Raw genomic sequence first — 25,374 nt, 5'->3', positions numbered from 1 at the left:
CCTGACGGAGATCTGGCGGACCCCACGTCCGAGGAGTGCGCGACCGACCCGCATATTTGCGACATTGTACAAAAATGTCTCACTTGGGGGTTGAACTCCGGACCGAAGTGCGGAATACCTATTAGGTGAGTGGCGATGTCGCGACCCTGCGGCACGGGATCGAAGGAGACGCACTGTGCGTACATTCACCGGTAAGGACGAGGTGCTCGCGGCGGCGGGGGAGACCCTGGGCACCAGCGACTGGCTGGAGGTCACCCAGCAGATGGTCGATCAGTTCGCCGAGGCCACCGGGGACCACCAGTGGATCCACGTCGACCCCGAGCGGGCGAAGCGGGAGAGCCCCTTCGGTGGGCCCATCGCGCACGGATATCTGACCCTCTCGCTGCTGCCGCTGCTGGGTTCGCAGATCTTCGGCTTCGAGAACGCCAAACTGGGGATCAACTACGGCTCCAACAAAGTCCGGTTCCCGAGCCCGGTGCCGGTCGGCGCGAAAGTGCGGTCGACGGCGGTACTGGCGGAGGCCGGTGAGGTATCCGGTGGCGCGCTGCAGCTGGTGGTGCAGCACACCGTGGAGATCGAGGGTGGATCGAAGCCGGCGTTGATCGCGGAGGCGGTGAGCCGGGTCGTATTCTGACCCGGCGCACGCCGGTGGTCAGCGATCCGCGTCGGTGAAGCGGATGATCCCGCGAATATTGCGGCCCTCGAGCATATCGGCGATCCCCTCGTTGATCTGTTCGAGGGAGTATTCGCGGGTGATCATATCGCCGAGCCCGAGGTCGCCGAGTTTGTAGAGAGCCAGTACCTCCGGGATGAGCAGCTGCGGGTTTCCGCCACCGAACAGGGTGCCGCACAGACTCTTCTGCTGGAAGGTGAGCGCGGACAGGTTCATTCGCGGATTGGTCTCGGCGGCATCGCCGGTGGCGGCGAGTACGCAGCTGCCGCCCTTGGCGGTGATCCGCATCCATTTGGCGAGGTCGTGGCCGTCGCAGCGCCCGACCGCGATGATCACCGTCCGGCACATCTGGCCGCCGGTGACCTCCTCGATGCCGCCGATGGCGCTGTCGATATCGGCATAGGTGTGGGTCGCGCCGAACTTCGTGGCCTGCGTGCACTTGGCGGCGATCGGGTCGACGGCGAAGATGCGCCGGGCGCCCGAGATCACGGCCGCCTGCACGGCGGCGGTGCCGACCGCGCCCGCCCCGACCACCGCGACGTCTTCGCCGGGCCGGACGGTCGCGGTATTGACGACGGCGCCGTAGCCGGTGGTGACGCTGCAGCTGGCGAGGCAGGCGATATCGAAGGGGATGGACGGGTCGATCTTGACCACCGAACTCTTGTGGACTACCGCGTACGGGGCGAACGCGCCGATCAACGAGGTGGGATGGACGTTGCGGTCGCGGGCGCGGATCCGGAAGGTGCCGTCGGAGACCGCGCCCCGGGTGAGTAGGTCCTGTCCTCGGTCGCACAGGTTGTGATGCCCGGATAGGCAGGACTGGCAGATGCCGCAGGCCGGGATGAAAGAGAAGACCACGTGATCGCCCACGGCGAGTTGCTCCACGCCGGCGCCGACCTCGACGATCACTCCGGCCCCTTCGTGCCCGCCGAGGATCGGGAATTCCGCGGTGGGGACGTCGCCGCTGGCCAATCGCTGATCGAACTGGCACAGACCCGCGGTCTCGACCCGGACCTTGACCTCGCCCTGCTGCGGGTCGCCGATCTCGATCTCCTCGACCGACCACGGCTGCGCGTAATCCCAGATCAAAGCGCCCTTGGATTTCATCGGCTTCCCTTACTGTCGTGGCGGTATCGCGTGTCTGTTCACGGCAGTAACCAGGTTGCCTGATAATGACGTTCTCGGAAAGTGTTATATGGAATTTTCCTCCAGTTTTCCGCCGCCCGCTACCCGGTCGGGTGCGGGCGGCGCGGGGGCGGGACTCGGGCCGGTCACCTGCTCGAACGAACCCCGGGGTCGTCGTGCGCTCCGGTCGGGCCCGGATCCGGTCAGCACGACGGGCACGCCGAGGAATCGCTCGAACCAGGGGAGTGGATCGGTGGGCAGATCGGTGAGCACCGGTGCGGCCGTGGTGAGCGTGGAGGTCAGCTCGCTCTGGTACTCCAGGTTTCGCCAGGGGCCGGGGACGAGAGTGTGCCGGATGCCGCGCGGTGTGGTGTAAGCGGTCGCCACCCGAGTCCGGCCCGCGACGTCGAGGTGATTCACCACGATCCCGTCGACGCCTCCGCATACCGCGATCGCGTAGCGGAGCAGGACGGCATCGAGATGCCCCCGCCGGAAATCGCCCTGATACCGCCCGGAGCCGTTGTGCGGCTCGGGCAGCCGGAGTCCGGGATCCTCGGTCGGAAAGGGACCCGCGCCGTGCCGGGTGGTGTAGGTGCGAGTGACGCCGAGTACCGAACCGGCCGCGCCGATTCCGGCCAGCATCGCCCGGGCATTGCGCGGTTCGACCGTCGACCACGTCGTGTGCGGATGGAATCCGCGCCACTCGTCCAGCAGTACCCCTTGGGCGCCTTCGAACACCAGCCGGCCGCGCCGGGCCAGTCGCGCCGGTTCCCCGGGGCCGGTGACGCGTACCGCCCGGCCGAACTCCCGGTACATGTCCACGAGCACCTCGATCGGTTCGCAGGTGTGTCCGCTGCGTTCGAGCAGCGGCCGACAGTGCCGGGCCAGCGCCCGCAACTTCGAACGCAACGCCTCCGGCTCCCGGCAGTCCGAGACCCGGGGCGCGTCGTAGTGCAGGGCGTACGAGGCCGTTTCGCCGATCCCCATCCCGCACGAACCGTGCCGGCCGACGCCGCGCGCGTCCTCCCGCGCGCGATTGGCCGCAATGTGGAAAGGAGTGGTGAGCAGTGCCCGGCCGTCGACGGCGAGCAGGGACAGCGGGTCGGTGACCCCCTGTTCTGCCAGCCGGTCCGCCTCTGCCGCCAGCGCCATGGGTTCGACCAGAACATGCTCGGACAGCAGGGTCGGTACACCGGAGAACGTTCCCGAACCGAACTGGGCGAAGGTGTGTTGCCGTCCGCCGGCGACCACGGTATGCGCCGCCTGCGCCCCACCGTTGAACCGCACCACCGCCGCGACGCCCAGGTTCGCCTCTGGTGAACACAGCCAATCGACCGTCGCACCCTTGCCCGCGTCCCCGAATCCGAGATCGACGACGATCAAATGCCGTCCGATGGGGGCGCTGCTGATCGCCATGACTGCTCCTGTCGTTCAGTGGGCACTACCGCCGGGCAGGGCCTTCGGCTCGAGCGCGTGCAAGGCCCGGCCGACGACCTCCGCTTCGGCCGCCGATCCGATATCGCGCAGATCGGCCAGCCCCGTGTGCACGTCGACCCGGTCCTCGGCCGAGCCGATCGTCAACGCGATCAGCTCGCACACCGCGGCCGGGTCGTCGAGCCGCAGGAAATTCTGTCCCAGCAGCCGATTCCAGTGCTCCGCGATCTCCGGGTCGTGGTAGTACGACGACTGGTTCGGCAGGATGTAGTGCACCTGCCAGCGCTGGGCGAGGTCGCGGTAGATGGATTCGACCGAGATATCGGTGCGTACATGGTCGCCGATGACGCCGCGAATATGGCGGGCGGCCAGCCGGGGTTTGTTGAGTTCGTCCCCGATCAGGAACAGGTATCCCTTCTTGCCGCGTTTGTCCCAGGCGTCGGTGACCACGTGCTCGGCCATGAAATAGGCAGCCAGCTCGTAGCTTTCGGATTTCTGGCCGCCGCCCCCGCCTTCGAGGAGGATGGTGCGCAACTGTTCGTCCATGCGGTTGTCGGATTCGAATTGGCCCACCTGTAGCGGTGCCCGGTCGACGTCCGCGTCGCCGATTCCGCCGAACAGTATCTGTGGATCGTCGGCGTAACCCTTGTTCTTCAACAGGTCGTGCAGCTTGCCGAGCTTGCTCTGCATGATCACCGGTACCCGGCCCATGGAGCCCGTGACGTCGAACAGCACGGCGATCGGCAGCGAATTCCCGTGCTCGGCCGAATCCCGGCATTCGCGGGCGGTGACCCCGAACGGATCCAGATCGGGGTGGACCTTCCAGGTGTCGTAGGGCTGATCGCGCAGTTCTGCGGTGTATCCGAAATCGTCGATGCCCCGGCGGGTCCGGTAGGCCTTGGCGGCCCGGTACGCGCTGTGGTCCCAATTTCCGTAACCCATCCCGGGGCCTCCTCATGTTTTAGTCTTTACGACTATAACTCGCCCGGTGTGAGATGGCGAGGGAATTCGGTGGGTGCGGTCGCGGATGCTCCGCGGTGCCGGTCGCTGTCGCGGCTCCGAAGCTGACCCGCCGGTGTCCGGGGGTCGACCCGCGCGGGGCGCGGGCTGGCTATCGTGAGCACGTGCCCACCCGCATCGTGAAGCGCACCGCCACACTCGCCGACGGCCGGGACCTCATCTACTACGACGACGCCGATACCCGGCTCGGCCCCGAGCGCCGGATCGACACCCGGCGGCTGGAGCCGCGGCCACCCACCGCGGTGATGCGCCAGGATGTGCTCACCGGGGAGTGGATCTCCATCGCGGCCGCCCGGCAGAGCCGGGTCGTGCTACCCCCGGCCGATCGCGATCCGCTCGCCCCGCAGACGCCGGGAAACCCCTCGGAGATACCCGACCAGTACGACGTGGCCGTGTTCGAGAACCGGTCCCCTTCCTTCGGTCCGGCACTGCCCGCCGATGTGACCGGGGACCCTCCGGCGCCGCGCGGTATCGAGGATGTCGCCGATATCGGATTCGCGCGCGAACGGGTGGCGGTCGGGCGGTGCGAGGTGGTGTGCTTCAGTCCGGAACACGAAGGGGCGTTCGGCGATCTCGGTCCGAATCGGGCGCGAACGGTCATCGAGGCCTGGGCGGATCGGACCGCCGAACTGTCCGCGTTACCCGGGATCCAGCAGGTCTTCCCGTTCGAGAACCGGGGGGAGGCGATCGGCGTGACCCTGCCGCACCCGCACGGACAGATCTACGCCTACCCCTATGTGACACCGCGGACGACCCGGCTGCTCGAATCCGTGCGACGACTCGGTCCGGATCTGTTCGAGCGCATTCTGGACAGCGAACGCGCGGGCGGCCGGGTGGTGCTGGCCGGGCAGCGGTGGACCGCCTTCGTCCCGTTCGCGGCGCGGTGGCCGATCGAGGTGCATCTGCTCCCGCACCGGCAGATCCCGGATCTCGCGGCCACCGACGAGGCGGAACGAGACGAACTCGCGACGCTGTACCTGCGGTTGCTGCGGGGGATCGATGCCCTGTACGACGATCCGACACCCTATATCGCGGCGTGGCACCAGGCGCCCGTCCATACCGGAAGGGACACGGTGCGGCTGCATCTGCAGCTGACCTCGATCCGGCGGGGGGCCGACAAGATCAAATACCTGGCCGGTTCGGAATCGGCGATGGGGGCGTTCATCGCCGATATCCCGCCCGATACAGCGGCCGAACGGATCAGGGCGGCCGTGGCCTCGGTCCGCCCCGTGCCCGGTGCGGGTGCGCACCGGGCACGGGCGGTCAGCGGCTGGTGCTGAGCTGGAAGGTCCGGGTCGCATCCAGATAGATGCTGTACTGGGCCTGCTTGCTCGGCGGGGGGAGCTGGGATACCAGCTGGTTCAGCGATGTCGTCGCGCCCACCACCGGAATGCCGGCGACGTACAGATCCGCGACCGCCCGGCGGATATGGTTCGGGGAGGTCACGGCGACCGCGCTGGTCGCGCCCATGCCGTGCAGGATGTCGGCGCTGAACAGCGCATTCTGCACGGTCGAACCGGCTCGGTTCTCGACCTGGATCCGGTTGGCCGGGATACCGTGACCGACCAGCCAATTGCGCATGGCCTCGGCCTCGGTGATGCCGTTGCTCGGGTTGTTCCCGCTCACCACGATCGGCGAGAACGGCGAGGCCATGGCCTGCAGCCAGGCGGCCTGGAGCCGGTCGACCAGTTCGGGCCGCGGTGCGCCGTCCGGAAGCAGGCCGAAACCGAAGACCACGATGCCGGTCTGCGGGCCGACCAGCGCCGGAATCGGGTTGGGCAGGGTGGCGATGCCCGCACCGACCGCGTGCAGTACGCCGTCGGTGCCGGCGGCCATACCGCCGTCTATGGCGCGCAGCCGGCCCATCGCATCGTGCAGCGCCGGGACATCGCCGGCGTAATGGGACCAGATGGCCTGTAAGGAGAGCGCTTCGGCGTCGGTGGGATCTCGACCGATGAGGTCCTGGAGTGCGGCGCGGCCGGCGACCTCGTCGCCGTCGGTGAAATGGCGCTGGGCGGAGTTGTAGAGAGCGTCCGTCTCGGGGCTGGCCTGAGCAGGAGTGCCGGTGAGACCGGCGAGCGAGATGCTCGTCGCGGCGGCGGTGATCGCCACCAGATACTGCAGACCTCTGCGATTGTGCACTACGGCGACACCTTTCCACGGGGGAGTTGGTTCTCGTAGGTGATCGTTGGGTTGACTGTCGGTTGCGGTATGTGGCAACCCACCTTAGGGCCCGTCACGGTCGGAACACGGTATTTGGGCCTGTCCGATTCGTGACATGTCTCGAATTCGGGACGGCTCGTCACGGGCCGCTCCGTGCCGAGGTTCCGGGCCACCGCCGCCGCTCCGGCCTGGGCGCGGGACGGCGGATGGGTTCGGCCGCATCGCGCCCACTAGGGTGAATGTTCGTGGATACCGCATCGCTGACCGGGAAAGACCTCGCCGCCGCCCTGAACGCCGAGACGACCGCGCGGGCGCGGACGCTGACCGAGCAAGCGGGCCGGGCCCCGCGGCTGGCACTGATCGTCGCCAATGACGACCCCGCGAGCGCCTGGTATGTCAACTCCCTGAAGAAATCGGCCACGAACCGTGGAATCGAGTGCGAGACCGTGGATCTGGGCGCGGACGCCTCGGCCGAGGCGCTGCGGACCGAACTCTCGGTGCGCAGCGCGGACCCCGACACCGACGCCATCATGCTGCAGACTCCGCTGCCCGCCGGCGTGACGCTGGAGGACGTCTCCCCGGCGATCGCGGCGAACAAGGATGTGGACGGGGTGAGCCCGCTGTCGCTGGGCCTGCTCGCCGCCGGGTCGCCGGGGTTCGCGCCGGCCACCGCCGAGGCGGTGGTGGAGTTGCTGAAGCATCACGACATCGCGCTGGAGGGCCGGCACGTGGCGGTGGTCGGACGGTCGAACGTCGTCGGCAAGCCGCTGGCCCATCTGCTGCTGGCGCGCCACGCGACCGTCACCGTCTGCCATTCGCGCACCACCGACCTGCCCGCGGTGACCGCGGCCGCCGATGTCGTCGTCGCCGCGGCGGGCCGGATCGGATTGGTGACCGGGGCGAACCTGAAGCCGGGAGCGGTGGTGATCGATGTGGGCACGAACGAATCGGCCGATGGGACGATCGTCGGGGACGTCGACACGGAATCGGTGCGCGGTATCGCGGCCGCGCTCAGCCCCGTGCCGGGCGGTGTCGGACCGGTGACGACCGCGCTGCTCATGCGCCATGTCGTGATGGCCGCCGAACAGGCGCGCCGATCGGGCTGACCAGGTGTCCGGATCAGGTTCGAGAAGGGTTCCCACGGGGTAGCGCTAGGGTGTGTGCGGCTATCGGTCCGCACTCGTAGTCGAGTTAAGGTGACATCGTGAACGTCGAAGTGACACCCTTGCCCGGAATAGGCGTACGCAAGGATTTTCCACTTACCGCCGTACGCCGGCGGATCGGGGTCGTCGACCGCAAGGACGGAACGATCGATCTGATCTTCACCAAGATCGGCGACCCGGACGCGACCACCCAGATCCCGATGACCGAGGCCGAGGCCGGGACCCTGGCCAACCTGCTGGGGGCGCCGCAACTGGTGGGCCAGTTGCGCAGCGAGCACCGGGATATGGCCGGGGTGAACACCCGGCAGTTGCCGGTCAGCGAGAACTCGCCGTACGACGGCCGGACCCTCGGCGAGACCCGGATGCGCACCCGGACCAAGGCGTCCATCGTGGCCGTCATGCGCGCGGGACAGGCGATGCCCGCACCCGGTCCGGATTTTGTTTTCACCGGTGGTGATGTGTTGATCGTGGTGGGTACCACGGACGGTCTGGACAGCGCTGCGAATATCTTGAAAGACGGCTGAACTTACGGCGATGAATGCGACCACGCTGGCGATGATCCAGCTGGGGGCGGTGTTCTTCGGGCTAGGAGTGCTCGGACGCATCGCGGCCCGGATCGGCATGTCCCCCATCCCGCTATATCTGGTGGGCGGATTGGTTTTCGGGGAAGGAGGTTTCTTCGGACTTCATGCGGCCGATGAGTTCATCCATCTCGCCAGCGAGATCGGCGTGGTCCTGCTCTTGTTGCTGCTCGGTCTGGAATACAGTGCGGCAGAACTGTTCACCGGGATGCGAAGATCCTGGATGGCGGGCCTGCTCGACCTGGTGCTGAACACGACGCCGGGTGTTGTGGTGGCCCTGCTGCTGGGGTTGGGGCCCACGGGTGCGCTCGCGATGGCCGGCGTCACCTATATCTCGTCCTCCGGAATCATCGCGAAAGTCTTGAACGATCTGGGGCGGCTCGGCAACCGGGAGACCCCGGTGATCCTGTCGATCCTGGTCTTCGAAGATCTGGCGATGGCCGCGTATCTGCCGGTGCTGACGGCTGTGCTGGCGGGCCTGGGGTTCGTGGCGGGCCTGCAATCGCTGGGTATCGCGTTGCTGGCGGTGACGGTGGTGCTCGTGGTCGCCTTCCGGTACGGGAAATACGTTTCGGCGATCGTGTCCAGCGAGGACAACGAGATCTTCTTGCTCAAGTTGCTCGGCTCCGCGCTGCTGGTGGCCGGCGTGGCTTCCGCGCTCCAGGTGTCGGCCGCGGTCGGCGCCTTCCTGCTGGGTATCGCGATCTCCGATACCACCGCGCACAACGCGACGAAGATCCTGGAACCGTTGCGCGACCTGTTCGCGGCCATGTTCTTCGTACTGTTCGGCCTGACCACCGATCCGCGCAGCATTCCACCGGTGCTGGGGTGGGCGGTACTGCTGGCGGTGATCACCACGGTCACCAAGATCGCCACCGGATGGTGGGCCGCCGCGCATGCCCGCTCCTCGCGACTGGGTCGCGCCCGAGCCGGGGCCGCCCTGGTGGCGCGCGGTGAATTCTCCATCGTCATCGCCGGTCTGGCGGTATCGGCGGGCGCCGTACCGGAAGAATTCGCCGCATTGGCGACCACCTATGTGCTGTTGATGGCCTCGCTCGGCCCGATCGTGGCCCGGGTGGTGGAACCGGTGCTGCGGATCGTGACCCGCCAGCCGAAACCGGAACTCGATACAGCCGACGAATAGGCCGTGGCCGGTCAGAGCGCCGTGTAACCGCCGTCGACCAGATATCCGGCGCCGGTGACGAAGGAGGCGTCGTCGGAGAGCAGGAACGCCACCACCGCGGCGACTTCCTCGGGTCGGCCGAAGCGTTTGAGCGGGTGCTTGTTCTCCAGGAATTGCCTGGCTTCGGCAGGCATTTCGGTGAGCGGAGTAGCGATGACGCCGGGCTGTACGGCGTTGATCCGCAGACCGGTCGCCCCGTACTCGACCGCGGCGGCCTTGGTCATTCCCAGCACCGCGTGTTTGGACGAGGTATAGGCGGAACCGGGCGCGTCGGTGGCGACCGTGCCGTGCACCGAGGACATGTTGACGATCGCGCACCGCTGCGGCCCGGCGGCCAGCATGGCGGGGATCTGATATTTCATCCCGTACACCACACCGTCGCAGTTGATCGACATGAGCAGCCGCCACTTCTCGGGATCGAGTTCGCCGATCGGTCCGGGGCTCACGCCGATCCCGGCATTGTTGACGGCCAGATGCAGCGCACCGTAGGTCTGGATCGCGAAGTTCACCGCGGCCTCGTGGTCGGCGAGCCGCGAGGTGTCCTGCGCAATGGCGGCCGCGGTTCCGCCGGCCGCACCGATCTCCTGGGCGACCCGCTCGGCAGACCCGAAATCCACATCGCCGAGGACGACCTGCGCGCCCGCCCCCGCGAGCCGCAGCGCGGTCGCCTTCCCGATTCCGGAACCCGCACCGGTGACCAGCGCGACTTTCCCGGTGAACTCCGCCATATCTCCTCCATGACGTCGGTGACAGCAGGGACTACAGGTACGCGTGCTCCGGGAACAACTGAGCCGGGCCGGGCCGGGCCACTCGGCATGCCGGTGGAGGCATGTGCCGGGACCGCAGGGTGTTCGGTCTCTCGTCGTATGCGATCGATCGGCTGCGTCGCCGGTACCCTACCGGCCGATATCGATTCCGCGGCGAGTAACGGTGTTCGGTGGGCGAGTCGGTCCACTCGACCGGCTAGCCGAATACTCGATCTCCGGCGCCGCCGCGTGCCCGCGGTCCGACAGCACCCGGAGCCTTCCCCGTGACGCGAACTTCGCCGTACTCATCGGAGACCGAGTCGCACGAGCGCCCGGCACCCCCCGTTCGCAAGAGGCACCCTCCGCGCACATCCCTCGGACTCTCCGGATGGCCCACTTCCGTGGCCGGGGTCACCCGGGCCCCCGCCCGCGACGCCGCAGGCGGGGCAATCCGACCGGTCGGGGCCCGCCCTGGTTCTGGAGTGATAGAGCGATGGATCGCAGCGGCTGACCGGGTGGAGTGAAGGCCGGAGACCACCGAGATCCAGGTCCGTGCCGCGACTTCTTCGTCGGATGGTCGGCTGTGGTGGTCGGGGCCCGCCCTGGTTCTGGAGTGATAGAGCGATGGATCGCAGCGGCTGACCGGGTGGAGTGAAGGCCGGAGACCACCGAGATCCAGGTCCGTGCCGCGACTTCTTCGTCGGATGGTCGGCTGTGGTGGTCGGGGCCCGCCCCGGTTCTGGAGCGACGGAGCGAAGGAGCGCAGCGACTGAGCGCAGGAGTGAAGAACCGGGGTTGACAAGGGCCCCGACCCCGCCCCGCCGAAGGCGGGGCAATAGATACAGCCGCCGCTCAGGCCGCGGCGGCGTGCCGCAGTGAACTCAGTGCCGTGCCGACGTCGTCGACATCGACGACCAATCGGGTGTAATCAGTGCCGCGGAGGTCGATACGCACCGCGTTTCCGCCGAAGAGGGTATCCCAGAATTCTTTTCGGCCTTTACCGCGGAAGGTCCCGGCCGCGATCGCGCCCGGGAAGAACGCGCCTGGTGCGCGTACCCATGGGGGTCGCCGATCGATCTCGGCCGGTTCGACCGCCACGATGTTCGCGAGGTCGAAGGTGATACGTTCGCACAGCGACAAAACCCGGTGCGCGCCGCGGACGTGAACAGTGACGGTGGTGCCGGTGATCTCGATATCCACCATGGGTTCCTCCCTGATGCCGAGTTCTGCTGCCGAGTTCCGCTCGTCTTGTTCCAGGATGACGCGCCGGGCTTGCCGTTGGCTGTGCTGCGGCTGTGAAAATCCTCAGGTTCGCATTCGTCCGGCCGAATTGCCGCGGCCGGTGCGTTCGCGGGTGGCCGTCGGCGGCCGGGCTGCCCGTTATGCGGCACTGGCGCGGTGCGGGCGCTATCGGTCAGACTCGTCGGTGTGGATCAGAAGTCATACGAGTGCCGGGCCGGGAGCCGGGCACCTCGGCGGGCCGGTGCAGGTGTGCGCCGGTACGCGTCGAGTCGAGGTGATATGCGGTGACCGCACTCGCTCCGGGGGAGAACCGGCCCGCGCCGGGCGACCGGCTGACCGTCACGGTCACCTGCTCCGCGGCGGTGGACGTTTCCGCGCTCCTGCTCGCCGGTAACGGAAAGGTCCGGTCCGACGGCGATTTCGTCTTCTTCAACCAGCCGGCCGGACCGGGGGTCACCTACCGGCACGGGCGGGGTGCGGGGGACGTCGTCGATGTGCAGACCCCCGCACTACCGCCCGATATCGACAAGGTGGTGGTCACCGCGAGCCTCGACGGCAGCGGCCCACCCGCTTTCGGTTCTGTCGGTTCGCTCACCGCGACCATCACCGGCCAGCAGGGCACACTCACGTTCCCGGTCTCGGGGTTGAGTACCGAGACGGCAGTGGTGTGCGTGGAGATCTATCGCCGGGCCGGTGCGTGGAAGGTACGTGCGGTCGGGCAGGGCTATGACAACGGTCTGGCCGGTATCGCCACCGATTTCGGGGTGAACGTGGACGACGAACCGGTCGCCGCGGCACCGCCGGCACCGCCGTCTTCGCGGACCGATCCCACCACGGTCGCGAACCCCGCTGCCGCCCAGCAATATTCGGCTCCGCAGTACGCGGCTCCGCAGTATCCCGCCGGGCCGGGACCCGCGCCCGTCCCCCCGCCGACCGGATATCCCGGGGTCCCTCCGGGCGGCGGCTATCCGCCTCCGGCGCCCGCCTACCCGCCGCAGCAGCCGTATCAGCCCGCTCCGGTACCTCCGCCTGCCCACCATTCCTATTCTTCTCAGCAAGGAGCTCAGCCGATGCACAGCGAGCTGTTCGATCCGCGGCACGCCGAAGTCTCCGGAATGGGGATCCAGAAGCAGGGCGGCAAGATGATCAAAGTCGGGGTGAACGGCGAAACGCTGGTCCGCTCCGGCTCGATGGTCGCCTATCAGGGGGAACTCAATTTCCAGGCGCTCGGTTCCGGCGGGATCGGCCGGGCGATCCAGCAGCGGCTCACCGGCGAGGGCGTACCGCTGATGAAGGTTTCCGGCCGGGGTGATCTGTTCGTTGCCAATGGCGCGGCCGATGTGCACATCATCGATCTGGACGGCACCGACGGGCTCACCATCAACGGGTCGAACGTGCTCGCCTTCGACCCCACGCTGGGCTACGACATCCGGATGGTGCAGGGCGCGGCCGGCTACGCCAGCAACGCCGGTTTGTTCAACTGCGTGTTCAGTGGCCGGGGCCGGATCGCGATCACCAGCCACGGCACCCCGGTCGTGCTGAATGTCGACCAGCCGACCTATGCCGATCCGCAGGCGGCGATCGCCTGGTCGTCCAGTCTGCAGACGGGGGTCAAACGCAACGACTCCTTCGGCCTCGGCCGGCTCATGGGACGCAGCACCGGCGAGGGGATGACGCTGGCCTTCTCCGGCCGGGGCTTCGTCATCGTGCAGCCCTCCGAGCTGCCGCCCGGCGGGATGCTCGGCGGCACCGGCGGTGGGCAGGAAGCCGGACAGAGCGGCGGACTGCTGGGCGGTCTGCTCGGCTAGCCGCACCGCCGCCGGGTCGGCGGTGTGGTATCGACGACATATGGTGATGCGGTCCCGGTACGACGTGGCGATCGTCGGTGGCGGGCACAACGGGCTCGTCGCCGCGGCCTATCTGGCCCGGGCCGGGTGCTCGGTACTGGTGCTGGAGCAGGCGGCCGCGGCCGGGGGCGCGGCCGTATCGGCCCGGGTGTTCGACGGGGTCGATATCCGTCTGTCCCGGTATTCGTACCTGGTCAGCCTGCTGCCGCAGCGAATAGTGCGGGATCTCGGGCTGCGGTTCGAGACCCGGAAGCGGCGGATCTCGTCCTATACCCCGGCGGGCACGTCGGGCCTGCTGGTGGACAACGGGTCACCGGCGGCCACTCGGGAGAGTTTCGCGCGGGTCACCGGATCGGACCGGGAGTTCGCGGCCTGGCAGCGCTTCTACGCGATGACCGGGGAGGTGGCGCACGCCGTTTTCCCGACCTTGACCGAGCCGCTGCCCACCCGGACAGAGCTGCGGAAACTGGTCGGCGGGCGGGCGTGGGCGGAACTGTTCGAACGGCCGCTCGGCGAAACGGTGGAGAAGTACTTCGCCGACGACCTCGTGCGCGGTGTGGTGTTCACCGACGCGCTGATCGGTACCTTCACCCACGCGCACGACCCGTCACTCGCCCAGAACCGGTGTTTTCTCTACCACGTGATCGGCGGGGGAACCGGTGACTGGGATGTGCCGGTGGGCGGAATGGGGGCGCTCACCGATGCGCTGATCACCGCGGCGCGCGCGGCGGGAGCCGAACTGGTGACCGGTACCGAGGTCACGGCGATGGCTACCGACGGGACGAACGCGGAAGTTCGTTTCACCGGTGCGGCGTCCGGCGCGGTGGCGGCCCGGTATGTGCTGGTGAACGCGGCGCCCACCGAAACCGCCCGGCTGCTGGGACGGCCGGCGGGCAGCAAACCCGAAGGGGCGCAGCTGAAGATCAATATGGCGCTGACCCGGTTGCCGCGGCTTCGCGATACCGCGGTGTCCGCGGCCGACGCCTTCGCCGGGACCTTCCATATCGCCGAATCCTATGCGCAACTCGAACAGGCCTACCGGGACGCGGCGGCGGGGCGGTTCCCGGCGACTCCGCCGTCGGAGATCTACTGCCACACCCTCACCGACTCCGGGATCGCCGGCCCCGGCCCGGCCCGGCACACCCTCACTCTGTTCGGGCTGCACACCCCGGCAAGACTTTTCGAGACCGATCCGGAGGGTGCGAAGGCGGCGGCGGTCACCGCGACCCTCGCCGCGCTCGACGCGGTTCTGGCCGAACCCCTGCACGACTGCCTCGCCCGCGACGCCCACGGCGCGCCGTGTCTGGACACCGCCACTCCGGTCGATCTGGAACGTGCGCTCCGTCTCCCCGGTGGGCACATCTTCCACGGCGAGCTGTCCTTCCCGTATCGGGCCGGTCCCGCCGACACACCCGCGCAGCGCTGGGGTGTGGACACCGCTGATCGGAACATCCTGCGCTGCGGCGCGAGCGCGGTCCGCGGTGGCGGGGTGAGCGGTATCGGCGGGCACAACGCCGCGATGGCGGTTCTCGAGGAAACCGCTGCCCAGCGGATGGGAAATATCGGATGAATTCTGGTCGGAGAATCAGCTGCGACGCTCACTGCTGGGAGTATCCGAATACTGTGTGGCGGTAGCGTTGTCGGCTGTCGATCGGCCCCGCGGGTCGTTCGATTCCGATGCCCGGCGCCGAGGAGATACACGTGGCACTCGATACCGTCCCGAGGGGCGCGGCCCCCGAAGACAAAGCGGCCCGCGAGCGGAGGGCGATCCGTGAACTGGAGAATCGGCTGGCCGCAGCGTATTCCGAGAATCGCTCGGCCGACGAGATCAACGTCGCCGTCCGATCGGCGCACGATCGGTTCGCCGAAAGCTCGGTGCGCGACTTCGTTCCCATTCTCGTGGAACGGGCGGTGCGCAAGAAATTCGAGTCACCGGACGGTCCCGAAACCCCCGTGGTGCTCACGAAGCCGAATGCCGCACAGAAGCCGGCCGAGAAGATCACGGCGGCGACTGCCGCCGAACTGCCCCCGGCCGAGGGCCCACGCGGGTTGACCACCGACCGACGGGGTCTGTTCGCCCTGGCGGGGGCCGCCGGTGTGGTGGCGGTCGGCGCGACGGCGTGGGCGGTATCGCGCCCCGATTCCGGTCCCGCCCCGGCGGCGCCCGCGGCGGGAGCGCCGCTGGCGACGGTCACCGGGGTGGTCGGGTCGGAGAAGCTGGCGTTCTTCGAAGATCAGCGGGTCGTCGAAGTATTCGCCGCACACGGGTTCGATGTGCGGGTGAAGGCGGCCGGGTCGCGGGAGATATCCACCTCGGTCGATCTGCACGGCCAGGCCTTCGCGTTTCCGTCCAGCCTGCCCGCGGCGGAGCGACTGAAACGTGAGGTCGGGGTGCGCACCCACTTCATCCCGTTCTATTCGCCGATGGCGATCGCCACCTTCACGCCCATCGTGGAACTGCTGGACGCGGCCGGCGTCGTGAAATTCGACGGTCCGGCGCCGACCCTGGACTTCTCCGCCTATATCGATCTGGTGCAGCGCGGCGTGCGTTGGGACGAACTGGCCGACAACACCGCCTATCGGGTGGATAAGAACATACTGGTCAGCACCACCGATGCCCGGACCTCCAATTCGGCGGCCATGTATCTGGCGGTGGCGAGCTACGTGGTCAACGACGACGCGGTGGTGCGCGGCGCGACGGCCGAACAGCATGTGCTGCCCACTCTGCAGCGGCTGTTCCTCGCGCAGGGCTATACCGAGGGTTCGAGTTCGGGTCCGTTCGAGGAATACCTGACGGCCGGGATGGGGGCGACGCCGATGACCTGGATATACGAAGCGCAGTACGTCGCGGCGGCGGTCGAGGCGAGGTTGCGGCCGGAAATGGTACTGCTGTATCCGTCGCCCACGGTGGTCTCCCGGCACACAGTCGTCCCGCTCACCCCGGAAGGGGAGGAGATCGGCGCCCTGCTGCACAACGATGCCGGATTGCAGGCGCTGGCCGCCGAGCACGGTTTCCGGACCGGGGACGCCGCCCGCTTCGACGAGGTGGTCACCGAGCACGATGTGCGGGTTTCGGCGGATCTGGTCGACGTCGTCGATGTTCCCGCCTACGAAACGCTCGAGCATCTGATCGACGGGGTGGCCGGCGCCTACGAATGACCGACCGGGTGGCGGACGGAGCCGGGAGGACGCCGTCCACCGCCGGGCTCACAGCTGCGGGGCGACCTCGTTCGCGATGAGCGCGAGATGGTCGATATCGGCCAGGTCCAGGATCTGCAGGTAGATTCGCTGGGCGCCGATCTCGCGGTACTGCCCGATCTTGTCGACGACCTCCGCGGGGGAGCCTGCCAGTCCGTTGGCGCGCAGTTCGTCCGCCTCGCGGCCGATCGCCGCGGCGCGCCGCGCGATCTCCGCCTCGCCGTCGCCCACGCAGGCCACGAGTGCGTTGGAGTACACCATGCTGTCGGCGGCGCGGCCCCGCGCGGCGACCGCCGCGCGGACCCGGTCGAATTGGGCGGCGCTGTCGGCCACCGAAACGAACGGGACATTGAACTCGGTCGCGTACTGCGCCGCGATCCGCGGGGTGCGTTTCGGTCCCTGACCGCCCACGATCACCGGGACCGGCCGCTGCACCGGCTTCGGCAACGCGGGCGATTTCACCAGCTCGTAGTACTTGCCGGTGAAATCGAAGCTTTCCCCGAGCTCGGTCTCCCACAGGCCCGTGATCACGGCCAGTTGTTCTTCGAAGCGACCGAACTTATCGTCCGGGAACGGGATCCCGTAGGCACTGTGTTCCTCGGCGAACCAGCCGGTGCCCAGCCCCAGCTCGACCCGCCCGCCCGACATCTGGTCGACCTGGGCCACCTGGATCGCCAGCGGTCCCGGCAGCCGGAAGGTGGCCGCGGTGACGAGCGTGCCGAGCCGGATACGGCTGGTGTCGCGGGCCAGGCCCGCCAGCGTGATCCAGGCGTCGGTGGGGCCGGGGAGACCGTCCACCGACCCCATGTGCAGGTAGTGGTCGGAACGGAAGAAGGCCCCGAAGCCGAGGTCCTCGGCCGCGCGGGCTACTTGCAGCAGCGTCGGGTAGTCCGCGCCCTGCTGCGGTTCGGTGAAGATTCTCAGTTCCATACGACTCATCGTGCCGCACCGCGGGGCGGCGTCGGCTTCGGGTGGCGGGCCGGGCGGGGGTCAGGCCGGCGCGGCACCCGGACCGGTCATCTTCGTCGGCGACACCCGGTCCGACCAGCCGCAGGGGAGCCCGCAACTGGCGATGACGAGGGTTTCGACCTCACCGTTGTCGAATATCCGGCGGGTCGACTCGGCACGCGCCGGATACCCGCAGGATTTGCATTTGCCGAAATAGTCGAGGATCTCGGTGATATGGGTGATGGCCACCCGGCGTCGGGTCTGGTGCATGGTGGGCCTCCGGGGTGGGAGCGAGTGTGACGCGGCCGAATGTAGTTCGCGCACAAGGGCCGTGCGGTCGGAGTGCGGGGTCGCTGGGAGTTCTCACACCGTGGTCGGGGCCGGATTGGGCAACCTCCAACAGCCAGGTCGGTCCGGGCGTAGGGGTGGGGAGTGAATACCGGGCAATCCGGTTCGTGACCTGTCACAGACCACTCGCGGACCGGTTCTACTCGCTGGTAACAAGTGCGGCGGAACGCTATCGTGAGAGACGTTACAGATGGGTTACCCGCCGACCCAGTTGTCCGTTGCGGGCCGACGAGAAGTTGCGCGAGTTGGTTACCGACGTCATCGATGTGGTCGCGGATCTCCCCGCAGCACGTGCCGCTGTCTGGGATCTGCTCCTCGATCCGCAGACCTACCCGCGGGTGTTCATCGGTATCGGCGCCTGCGTCCGGCTGGACGTGCCCGGCGAACAACCGGTGCTGGAATTCCGTATCGGCACCCCCGAAGCCGGGATCCGGATCCTGCGCGTTCGGGTGGTCACCGGTCGCTGGTACGAGAGCCTGGAGTTGCACGCCCCGGAGATCGGCAGTTTCGCGGCGCTGCGGCTGTACGGCGAAGGAGACCGCTGCACGGTCTCGGTCACCTACTTCACCCCGGGCCGCGTGCACCGTCACATCGCTGAGCTGTCGAACTCCGCGATCCAGGACTGGACCGCCAAAGGGCTGCGCCGGGTGACCGATATCCTGCGCGGCGCCCGCACCTCGACGGTGGTCAACGGCGAGAGTTCGCTGGTGTTGCGCCGGGTCGAGGTCCTGCGCCAGGTCACGGTCAGCGGGGTGGTGCGTACGCGTGCGAACGCGGTGATGAAACAGTTGCTGTCACTGAACAAATGGGGGTTCAACCTCGCCGGTGGCTACGCCGCCGGCGCCGCCTACGCTCCCGACCGTGCCGCTGTGGTCGATGATCAGGGCTACCGCACCTTCGCTGAGATGGACAGGCGCACCACCGCGCTGGCCGCGGCGCTGGCCGCGGTCGGCCTGGCGGCCGGCGACGCGATCGGCCTGCTGTCGCGCAATCACGCGGGCATGGTCGAAACCATGGTCGCCGCGGGCAAGCTCGGCGTGGACGTGGCGTTGCTCAACGCGGGGCTGTCGGCCCGCACGATCGAGCAGATCATCCAGCGACACCGGCTCTCGGCGCTGTTCGTCGACGGTGACCTCGAACAACTTGTGCAGTACCTGCACGACGACATCCCGCGGTACAACACCGATCTGCGCCCGCCCTTCCCGGAGCGGTACACCATCGAGGACCTGATCGAGTTGGGGGAGAGCGAGTTCCGGCTCCCCACCCATCCCGGCCGGCTGATCGTGCTCACCTCGGGTACCAGTGGGATACCGAAGGGGGCGCGCCGCCCGCACCCCAAGGGTTTCGGCACCATCGCCGCGCTGCTGTCGCGGATCCCGATGGAGATGGACTCCACGATGCTCATTCCCGCTCCGCTGTTCCACACCTGGGGACTGGCCGGGCTGCAACTGAGCACCGCGCTGCGGTCCACGGTGGTGCTGCCCGAGCGGTTCGACGCCGAGGACTGCTTGCGGGCGGTCGCCGAACACGGGGTCACCACCATGATCGTGGTACCCACCATGGTGAACCGCATCCTCGATCTACCCCCCGCCGTACGCGCCCGGTACGACACCTCCAGCCTGCGCCATGTCATCAGCTGCGGCGCTCCGCTGGCCGGAATCACCGTGCTGCGTTTCATGGATGCCTACGGCGACGTCCTCTACAACGTGTACGGGTCCACCGAGGTCTCCTGGGCCACCATCGCCACCCCGCAGGATCTGCGGTTCGCGCCCACCACGGCCGGTCGCCCGCCGCTCGGCACCCGGGTGTCGGTGCTCGGCCCCGACCACAAGCCGGTGCCGATCGGCGCCACCGGCCATATCTTCGTGGGCAACCACATGCTGTTCGACGGTTATGTGAACTCCGCGCCGCCCGACGAAGCACACGGGATGCTGGATACCGGCGATGTCGGATATTTCGACGTCAACGGCCGGCTGTTCATCGCGGGCCGGGACGACGAGATGATCATCTCCGGAGGTGAGAACGTCTTCCCACGGCCGGTGGAAGAGGCCTTGGCGCATCTGCCCCAGGTGAGCGAGGTCGCGGTGGTGGGTGTGCCGGATCCGGAGTTCGGTCAGCGGTTGGCCGCGTTCGTGGTGAAACACGAAGGGTCCGGTCTGGATTCCGATATGGTGCGTACCTATATCCGGCATCGGCTGAGCCGGTTCTCGGTGCCGCGGGACGTGACCTTCATGGCCGCACTGCCGCGTGGGGAAACCGGGAAGATCCTGAAATGGCTACTTGCCGGAGGGCAGAACGGAGACCTCCCGCCGTCCGGGTTGGGCGGGCTGGGAGTCACCGGGTCGGTGTGACGCCGACCGCACCGGTCGAATGCGGTCGGGTGTGCGGGATCGGTCGCGCCCGGGCGAATGCCGGTGTGATGCTGGGGTACCCGATAATCATTGCTACATGGTCTTATCTATGGTTGCCGGGCCCGACCCGCCGAGGGGGGTGCTACCGCGGCGTGGTGTAACAGGTGCCGGGGCCACGGTCGGCCGGGCGGCGAGGGGTAGATTCATCAGCCGCATAAGCAATCGGTCAGGGAGAGGCATCCTTCCGTGGTAGTAGTTTCCGTACTCACAGGGCTGGCCGTGGTGTGGTTGATCGCCGTGCTGCACTGGTACCTGTGGCGGCGGCTCGTGCGCGACACCACGCGAGAGGGTTCCCGCTGGCGGGCGCCCGGCGGCGTTGTCCTGGCGGTCGGCGCGACGGCGATGTGCGGCGCGTTCGCCGCGATGCTCAGGGGTGTCGACTGGGCTGCCTGGCGCTGGCTGTCCTGGCCCGGCTTCCTGTGGGCGGCGCTGTTCCTCTACCTCCTGATCGGGGTGCTGGCCGGTGAGATCGTCCGGCCGCTGCTGCTGCGGGGTCTGGTGATCCGGGATGCCGGGACCGGCGCGCCGGCCGGGGCGGGCGCCGCGGCTCCGGCGGGTGACGCAAACCTCACTGCACCGGCCGCCGCGCCTGTCGAGCCGCATATGACGCCGGAGCCCGTGGGCGCCGCGGTCGGAGAGGGGCCCGGCACGGACACCTCGCGTATCGCGGTCCCCGGACCGGCTGGTCCCCCCGTAGTGGGTCCCGTCGTCCCATCTCCCGCCGAACCGGCGGTACCGGCGCGGCGCCCGATATCGCGACGCGCGCTGATCTCGCGTCTGGCCGCCGGGGCCACCGTGATCGGGGCCGGCGCGGTGGTGGCCACCGGCGCCTACGGAGTGCTGGACGGGCCGGCGGTGCGGCGCGTGACCGTACCGTTGGCGAAGCTGCCCGTTCAGGCCCACGGCCTACGGATCACCCTGGTCAGCGATCTGCATCTGGGGCCGGCGCTGGGGCGCGCGTTCTGCGAACGCGTCGTGCGCACGGTGAACGACACCCGGCCCGATCTGATCGCGGTCGTCGGCGATCTCGCCGACGGCACCGTGGCGGATCTGCGCGCGGACACCGAACCGCTGGCCGGACTCAGCGCCCGGCTGGGCGCCTATTACGTACCGGGAAATCACGAGTACCTCTCCGATGCCGACGCGTGGCTCGCCCGGGCCGCCGAGCTGGGGATGACGGTGCTGCTCAACGATCGGGTATCGCTGCCCGATTTCGACCTCGCGGGAGTCGACGACCCGAAGGGGGTGGCGATCGGCCGGGGGCCCGACTTCGGCGCCGCCCTGGACGGCCGGGATACCGGGCGCGCCTGCGTGCTGTTGGCGCATCAGCCGGTGGTGGTGCACGAATCGGTCGCGCACGGGGTCGATCTGCAACTGTCGGGGCATACGCACGGAGGGCAGTTGTGGCCCGGCAATCTGCTCGCGCGCCTGGCCAATCCGACCGTGGCGGGTCTGGAACTGTACGGGGGGACCGCGCTCTACGTCACTCGCGGTGCGGGTGCCTGGGGCCCGCCGGTGCGGGTGGCGGCTCCGTCGGACATCACGGTGCTGGAACTGGCCTCGCTGCAGGGCGTCTGACCCGTAATGCCGCCACGGTGCGGGTTGTCGCCGATCAGAGCCGGGTGAGCAGTGTCTCGAGATGCCGGATCCGGGGGATCTGCACCGGAGTGAATTCGGGGGGATGGTGGACCTCGACGCTGAGCCGGTCCTCGTAGGTGCTGATGATGCTGGTACCGCCGCCGGCCTGCGGTGGCCGGCGTCCGGTCGGATCGGGCTTGGCGATCATGGTGGTGCGGAAGTCGTGAATTCGCAGGTTCGGTACGGGCAGCCGAGGTAATCGGCCCCAGTTGGTGGTCATCACCGTGTCGAACGGGTTGGCCGGCGGCGCGGCCAGGGTGTCGGGAAGCTGTAACGGTGTCTGCTGGATGTAGCCGGAGGCGAGTCCGGCGCGCAACGCGTGGAATACACCGTGCGCCAGCGCGGTCAGGGTGGCTTCGGTTCCGGGGCCCGGCCGGTAGCCGGCGAAACCCAGAACATTCGTCCCCTCGGTGGGGCCGATCGGCGGCCGGACCCGGCGGCGTAGATCCACCGAATACGAACACAGCAGTTCGTCGACCGGTAGTTGCCTGGCCTCGGATTCGATCAGCAGCAGGGCGGCCGCTATCAGACTGTGCACCGTCACCCCGGCGTGCCGCCCGTATGCCAGGAGTGCGCCGGTCTGCTCCCGGCTCAGCCGACAGCGAGTGGTGATCAGGGGCGGGTAACGCTCCTCGTTCGCGCTCAACGCGTCCGCCGGGGGGAGCGGCGGAGCGATCCGGGGTGGTTCGGCGCCACCCGGTACCGGCCGGCGTACGACGCCCCGGGCCGCGAGTAGATCCTCCACCGGCAGCGGTTGCCGTGTCGGCGCGAGGAACGGGACCCGGCCGGCCGCGGCGGCCGCGTAACAATGCCACAGCTGCTCGAGCAGTTTCAGGGCGTGGGTTGCGTCGGCGATGCTGTGATGAACGAGCAGTGTCACGCCCGCGGTCGTTCCGGATCGGACGACGTGCACCGTGCCCAGGGCACGTCGCTGGTCCGGCTCGGCGCCGGTGAGCAGCATTTCCGGATCGCCGTCGGCGACGGTGAGCACGATTTCGGGCGGTCCGGAGGTGACCAGCGTGTGCCCGGTCGGTTCGGTCGGCGCCAGTTGTGCTCCGAGCATGGGATGGGCGGTGACCAGGGCTTCGAAGGCGGATGTCAGGGCGCTGAGGTCGAGGGGCCCGGACACTCGCGCGCAGTATCCGACGAATACTTCGCTGAATGCGAAGATCTGTTCGCTGGGCGCCAGCGGACGAATGACGGTTGCCGCGGTCATGGTTGGTGCCTTTGTCCGGAAGTTTGTGTGAGGTTAACCCAATAATGGTTCGTTGCCTCATATTTCGGTGAGGACGAGACGGACGCTACACAGGGCCCGCATCCGGGCTGGTACGTTCGGTTAGGTAAACCTAATTAAGTGAGGAGGCCGGATGGCCAGGAAGCGCACCACCATGACCGTGGCCCGGACGGAGTGGCTCAGCCCACATATCGTCCGGGTGTATCTGGGCGATCCGGCTTTCGGTGATTTCGATGCCAACGAGTTCACCGATGCCTACGTGAAACTGCTGTTCGACCGCCCCGACGGCGAGGTCGTGCGCACCTATACGGTGCGGTCGGTGGACAGCGCGGCCCGGGAGATCGCCATCGACTTCGTGGTACACGGTGACGAAGGCATCGCCGGGCCGTGGGCCGCCGCGGTCCGGCCCGGTGAGCAGATCACCTTCTTCGGTCCGGGCGGGGCCTACGCACCGCGCGCCGATGCCGACTGGCATCTGCTGGCGGGCGACGAGGCCGCGCTGCCCGCGATCTCCGCGGCGGTGGAAGCGCTCCCGGAAAGCGCTCCGGCGAAGGTGTTCATCGAGGTCGCCGACGCCGCCGATGAGATCACCTTCACCTCCAAGGCGCTGGTGGACGTCACCTGGGTGCATCGCGGCGGCGGCGCGCACGAGGTGGGTGACGACCGGGCCGGCGATCACGCCCCGCTGATCGCCGCGGTCCGCGGAGCGCCCTGGCTACCCGGGCAGGCGCAGGTGTTCATCCACGGCGAGGCGCAGGCCGTGATGCACAATCTGCGCCCGTACATCCGCCGGGAGCGCGGCGTTTCCGCGCAGTTCGCCTCCATCTCCGGGTACTGGCGCCGGGGGCGCACCGAAGAGGGATTCCGGGTCTGGAAGAAGGAACTCGCCGAGACCGAGAGCGCCGGTTAGGACGTTCCGGGCACGGACCCGAAAGCTCAGTTCGCCGGGCAGTCGGCGCCGTTCGGGATCGGGAGGCAGATACCTTCGGTCGCCGACAGCAGCAGCCCCGCCCCGACCACGAGCGCGCCCAGCGCCACGGTCAGGAACACCGCCACCCACAGCAGGCCCGGCAGTTTGGTGAGCCGGGCCAGCTGATCGGCATCGGTCGTGCCGTCGCGCATCCGGGAGCGGGTGCGCTGCAATTCGAGCACCGGGCGACTGCCGGCGAACAAGAGCAACCAGGTCGCGAGATAGGCGAAACCGGCCTGCAGGGCATCGGAGCCGAACCAGGAGACCGCGAAAACCAGCGCTCCCGTGCTGACCACGGACACCACGCCGTACACATTTCGGATCATCACCAGCATGACGGCGAGGGCGGCGATCGCCGTCCACAGCATGAGGGTGATCCGCCCGGCGCCGAGCAGGGCGGCGAAGCCCAGGCCGACCAGGGGTGGGGCCGGATATCCGGCGAGCGCGGTGAGGATCATGCCGAGCCCGTACGGCTTGCCGCTGGACACCGTGAGTCCGGAGGTGTCCGAATGCAGGGTGATGGCGTTGAGCCGGCGCCCGCTCAGTAGGGCCATCAGGGCGTGGCCCCCCTCGTGCGCGATGGTGACCACATTCCGGGTGATCCGCCACAGCGGCCGGTATCCGACCAGTACGATCGCTGCTACGGCGGTGGCGAGCACCAACCAGGACGGGGGCGCCGCCTGGGTCGTCGTGAGCCGTTCCGCGATGGAACTGCTGCGGTCAATCAGATCACCGGTATCCACTGCCGCACCTTAACCGGGGGGAGCGGCGGGGCGCGCGTCGTACCGTCGGGGGTGCCGGCACCGGCCCGCGCGGTGGGCGACTACACGAAATCCAAGTATGTGTTGATGGGACGTCTCACTATCTTTGCCGGGTCCCGTTCCGAGGTGGACCGAAGTCCGGGCGATGTGTCGTATCGCAACGGCTGGGTAACTATACGTTTGTCCATATCGGTTGTCGGTCGCTGGTGGAGGGAGCACGCATGTGCACGAGTGGGCAGTACGACCGCGAGCCGGAGGACTCGCGGGAGCTGTTCGACGTCCCGGATCCGGCCGAGCTGCTGCGGATCTGGTCGGCGAACACCGTCGATCCGTCGACCACCGAACGACCGAGATCGGATTTCGAGACGGCCTTCCGGGTGGGGCTGGGCCTGGCGCTGGCACTGCTGGACGATTCGGATCCGTCCGGGCAACAGGTCCTGGCCCGACTGGAGGTGGCCACCGCCCGCTGGGCGCGCGAGGACGTTCCGCTCGAAGTCATCCAGCACGCCCTGCACGAAGGTGTGAAAAGCGGCCTGGGGTTACGTGATTCGGAGTTGCGCGCGACATTCGACCCGGCGGCCGACGGTGTGGACGGCTGCTTCGTGGTCGATGTCCTCGACACGCTGACCGCCGCGGTGTCCCGCGCCTACGTCGCGCAGATGCGCAGCGGCCAGGAGCCGGCGTGACGG

At 68.4% G+C, this 25,374-nt stretch carries 22 protein-coding genes; 12 read left to right on the top strand and 10 right to left on the bottom strand.

Going from position 1 to position 25,374, the window contains the following annotated elements; genetic code table 11:
* Positions 1-175: 175 nt before the first annotated feature.
* On the top strand, positions 176-634 hold the full coding sequence (locus OG804_RS08140) for a MaoC family dehydratase (protein ID WP_328395497.1): 459 nt from the start codon (positions 176-178) through the stop codon (positions 632-634).
* Between the two features lie 18 nt (positions 635-652).
* Here OG804_RS08140 and OG804_RS08135 read toward each other — a convergent pair whose 3' ends face one another.
* The 3 genes from OG804_RS08135 to OG804_RS08125 all read right to left on the bottom strand — a co-directional run bounded on the left by OG804_RS08135 (position 653) and on the right by OG804_RS08125 (position 4,174).
* Positions 653-1,780: an NDMA-dependent alcohol dehydrogenase gene (locus OG804_RS08135; protein WP_328395496.1), complete on the bottom strand. Its 1,128-nt coding sequence runs from the start codon at positions 1,778-1,780 to the stop codon at positions 653-655.
* Between the two features lie 84 nt (positions 1,781-1,864).
* Positions 1,865-3,214, bottom strand: coding sequence for an adenylosuccinate synthetase (locus tag OG804_RS08130; RefSeq protein WP_328395495.1), 1,350 nt, complete (start codon positions 3,212-3,214; stop codon positions 1,865-1,867).
* 15 nt (positions 3,215-3,229) lie between these two features.
* On the bottom strand, positions 3,230-4,174 hold the full coding sequence (locus tag OG804_RS08125) for a hypothetical protein (RefSeq protein WP_328395494.1): 945 nt from the start codon (positions 4,172-4,174) through the stop codon (positions 3,230-3,232).
* Positions 4,175-4,356: 182 nt separating this feature from the next.
* Here OG804_RS08125 and galT point away from each other — a divergent pair, with 182 nt between their 5' ends.
* A complete protein-coding gene (galT, locus tag OG804_RS08120; protein ID WP_328395492.1) occupies positions 4,357-5,532 on the top strand; it encodes a galactose-1-phosphate uridylyltransferase in 1,176 nt (391 codons plus the stop codon).
* On the opposite strand, the gene OG804_RS08115 is transcribed toward galT, so the two are convergent.
* Positions 5,516-6,394 carry a YdcF family protein gene (locus OG804_RS08115; RefSeq protein ID WP_328395490.1) on the bottom strand — a complete coding sequence of 293 codons (879 nt, stop codon included), beginning with the start codon at positions 6,392-6,394 and terminating at the stop codon, positions 5,516-5,518. The two genes, galT and OG804_RS08115, sit on opposite strands and share 17 nt — an antisense overlap.
* Before the next feature lie 266 nt (positions 6,395-6,660).
* Between OG804_RS08115 and OG804_RS08110 the strand changes: the two genes are divergently transcribed.
* From OG804_RS08110 to OG804_RS08100, 3 genes are all read left to right on the top strand, one after another.
* Positions 6,661-7,521, top strand: a complete 861-nt coding sequence (locus OG804_RS08110; protein WP_328395488.1) for a bifunctional 5,10-methylenetetrahydrofolate dehydrogenase/5,10-methenyltetrahydrofolate cyclohydrolase — start codon at positions 6,661-6,663, stop codon at positions 7,519-7,521.
* Between the two features lie 98 nt (positions 7,522-7,619).
* Positions 7,620-8,102 carry a cation:proton antiporter regulatory subunit gene (locus OG804_RS08105; RefSeq protein ID WP_328395486.1) on the top strand — a complete coding sequence of 161 codons (483 nt, stop codon included), beginning with the start codon at positions 7,620-7,622 and terminating at the stop codon, positions 8,100-8,102.
* A 10-nt stretch (positions 8,103-8,112) separates the two neighbouring features.
* On the top strand, positions 8,113-9,303 hold the full coding sequence (locus OG804_RS08100; RefSeq protein ID WP_328395484.1) for a cation:proton antiporter: 1,191 nt from the start codon (positions 8,113-8,115) through the stop codon (positions 9,301-9,303).
* An 11-nt stretch (positions 9,304-9,314) separates the two neighbouring features.
* Here the strand turns inward: OG804_RS08100 and OG804_RS08095 are convergent, their stop codons facing one another.
* On the bottom strand, positions 9,315-10,070 hold the full coding sequence (locus tag OG804_RS08095; protein ID WP_328395483.1) for an SDR family NAD(P)-dependent oxidoreductase: 756 nt from the start codon (positions 10,068-10,070) through the stop codon (positions 9,315-9,317).
* 870 nt (positions 10,071-10,940) lie between these two features.
* The gene (locus OG804_RS08090; RefSeq protein WP_328395481.1) at positions 10,941-11,291 is read right to left on the bottom strand and encodes a hypothetical protein; all 351 of its coding nucleotides are present in this window, start codon (positions 11,289-11,291) and stop codon (positions 10,941-10,943) included.
* Between the two features lie 323 nt (positions 11,292-11,614).
* On the opposite strand from OG804_RS08090, the gene OG804_RS08085 reads away from it, so the two are divergent.
* The 3 genes from OG804_RS08085 (at position 11,615) to OG804_RS08075 (ending at position 16,336) form a co-directional block, all read left to right on the top strand.
* The gene (locus OG804_RS08085) at positions 11,615-13,138 is read left to right on the top strand and encodes an AIM24 family protein (protein WP_328395479.1); all 1,524 of its coding nucleotides are present in this window, start codon (positions 11,615-11,617) and stop codon (positions 13,136-13,138) included.
* 40 nt (positions 13,139-13,178) lie between these two features.
* Positions 13,179-14,747: a phytoene desaturase family protein gene (locus OG804_RS08080; RefSeq protein WP_328395477.1), complete on the top strand. Its 1,569-nt coding sequence runs from the start codon at positions 13,179-13,181 to the stop codon at positions 14,745-14,747.
* A gap of 131 nt (positions 14,748-14,878) precedes the next feature.
* The gene (locus tag OG804_RS08075; RefSeq protein WP_328395475.1) at positions 14,879-16,336 is read left to right on the top strand and encodes a three-helix bundle dimerization domain-containing protein; all 1,458 of its coding nucleotides are present in this window, start codon (positions 14,879-14,881) and stop codon (positions 16,334-16,336) included.
* 48 nt (positions 16,337-16,384) lie between these two features.
* On the opposite strand, the gene OG804_RS08070 is transcribed toward OG804_RS08075, so the two are convergent.
* Together OG804_RS08070 and OG804_RS08065 are read right to left on the bottom strand one after the other, a co-directional pair.
* The gene (locus OG804_RS08070) at positions 16,385-17,305 is read right to left on the bottom strand and encodes an LLM class F420-dependent oxidoreductase (protein ID WP_328395473.1); all 921 of its coding nucleotides are present in this window, start codon (positions 17,303-17,305) and stop codon (positions 16,385-16,387) included.
* A 60-nt stretch (positions 17,306-17,365) separates the two neighbouring features.
* Positions 17,366-17,593 (bottom strand): hypothetical protein, encoded by a 228-nt coding sequence (locus OG804_RS08065; protein ID WP_328395471.1) that lies wholly within the window; start codon positions 17,591-17,593, stop codon positions 17,366-17,368.
* 323 nt (positions 17,594-17,916) lie between these two features.
* Between OG804_RS08065 and OG804_RS08060 the strand changes: the two genes are divergently transcribed.
* Both OG804_RS08060 and OG804_RS08055 read left to right on the top strand, forming a co-directional pair.
* Positions 17,917-20,022 carry an AMP-binding protein gene (locus OG804_RS08060; protein ID WP_328398284.1) on the top strand — a complete coding sequence of 702 codons (2,106 nt, stop codon included), beginning with the start codon at positions 17,917-17,919 and terminating at the stop codon, positions 20,020-20,022.
* 246 nt (positions 20,023-20,268) lie between these two features.
* A complete protein-coding gene (locus OG804_RS08055) occupies positions 20,269-21,660 on the top strand; it encodes a metallophosphoesterase (RefSeq protein ID WP_328395469.1) in 1,392 nt (463 codons plus the stop codon).
* Positions 21,661-21,694: 34 nt separating this feature from the next.
* Here OG804_RS08055 and OG804_RS08050 read toward each other — a convergent pair whose 3' ends face one another.
* Positions 21,695-22,936 carry a phthiocerol/phthiodiolone dimycocerosyl transferase family protein gene (locus OG804_RS08050; RefSeq protein WP_328395467.1) on the bottom strand — a complete coding sequence of 414 codons (1,242 nt, stop codon included), beginning with the start codon at positions 22,934-22,936 and terminating at the stop codon, positions 21,695-21,697.
* 151 nt (positions 22,937-23,087) lie between these two features.
* On the opposite strand from OG804_RS08050, the gene OG804_RS08045 reads away from it, so the two are divergent.
* Positions 23,088-23,864 carry a siderophore-interacting protein gene (locus OG804_RS08045; RefSeq protein WP_328395466.1) on the top strand — a complete coding sequence of 259 codons (777 nt, stop codon included), beginning with the start codon at positions 23,088-23,090 and terminating at the stop codon, positions 23,862-23,864.
* A gap of 26 nt (positions 23,865-23,890) precedes the next feature.
* Here the strand turns inward: OG804_RS08045 and OG804_RS08040 are convergent, their stop codons facing one another.
* Positions 23,891-24,667, bottom strand: a complete 777-nt coding sequence (locus tag OG804_RS08040) for a M50 family metallopeptidase (RefSeq protein WP_328395464.1) — start codon at positions 24,665-24,667, stop codon at positions 23,891-23,893.
* 239 nt (positions 24,668-24,906) lie between these two features.
* Here OG804_RS08040 and OG804_RS08035 point away from each other — a divergent pair, with 239 nt between their 5' ends.
* Positions 24,907-25,371 carry a hypothetical protein gene (locus OG804_RS08035; protein ID WP_328395462.1) on the top strand — a complete coding sequence of 155 codons (465 nt, stop codon included), beginning with the start codon at positions 24,907-24,909 and terminating at the stop codon, positions 25,369-25,371.
* The last annotated feature ends 3 nt before the right edge of the window (positions 25,372-25,374 follow it).

Origin of the sequence: Nocardia sp. NBC_00416 (assembly GCF_036032445.1) — a bacterium.
In the GTDB taxonomy this organism is placed as follows: domain Bacteria; phylum Actinomycetota; class Actinomycetes; order Mycobacteriales; family Mycobacteriaceae; genus Nocardia.
The sequence above is the reverse complement of the archived record's forward strand: the minus strand, read 5'-3'. Positions and strand labels throughout refer to the sequence as shown.

Bases quoted from the DNA above. Each gene is read 5' to 3' on its own strand.
- OG804_RS08130 (WP_328395495.1), bottom strand. From the start codon at position 3,214: ATGGCGATCAGCAGCGCCCCCATCGGACGGCATTTGATCGTCGTCGAT.
- OG804_RS08035 (WP_328395462.1), top strand. From the start codon at position 24,907: ATGTGCACGAGTGGGCAGTACGACCGCGAGCCGGAGGACTCGCGGGAG.
- OG804_RS08045 (WP_328395466.1), top strand. From the start codon at position 23,088: ATGGCCAGGAAGCGCACCACCATGACCGTGGCCCGGACGGAGTGGCTC.
- OG804_RS08100 (WP_328395484.1), top strand. From the start codon at position 8,113: ATGAATGCGACCACGCTGGCGATGATCCAGCTGGGGGCGGTGTTCTTC.
- OG804_RS08080 (WP_328395477.1), top strand. From the start codon at position 13,179: ATGGTGATGCGGTCCCGGTACGACGTGGCGATCGTCGGTGGCGGGCAC.
- OG804_RS08135 (WP_328395496.1), bottom strand. From the start codon at position 1,780: ATGAAATCCAAGGGCGCTTTGATCTGGGATTACGCGCAGCCGTGGTCG.
- OG804_RS08070 (WP_328395473.1), bottom strand. From the start codon at position 17,305: ATGGAACTGAGAATCTTCACCGAACCGCAGCAGGGCGCGGACTACCCG.
- OG804_RS08095 (WP_328395483.1), bottom strand. From the start codon at position 10,070: ATGGCGGAGTTCACCGGGAAAGTCGCGCTGGTCACCGGTGCGGGTTCC.
- OG804_RS08090 (WP_328395481.1), bottom strand. From the start codon at position 11,291: ATGGTGGATATCGAGATCACCGGCACCACCGTCACTGTTCACGTCCGC.
- OG804_RS08050 (WP_328395467.1), bottom strand. From the start codon at position 22,936: ATGACCGCGGCAACCGTCATTCGTCCGCTGGCGCCCAGCGAACAGATC.
- OG804_RS08125 (WP_328395494.1), bottom strand. From the start codon at position 4,174: ATGGGTTACGGAAATTGGGACCACAGCGCGTACCGGGCCGCCAAGGCC.
- OG804_RS08065 (WP_328395471.1), bottom strand. From the start codon at position 17,593: ATGCACCAGACCCGACGCCGGGTGGCCATCACCCATATCACCGAGATC.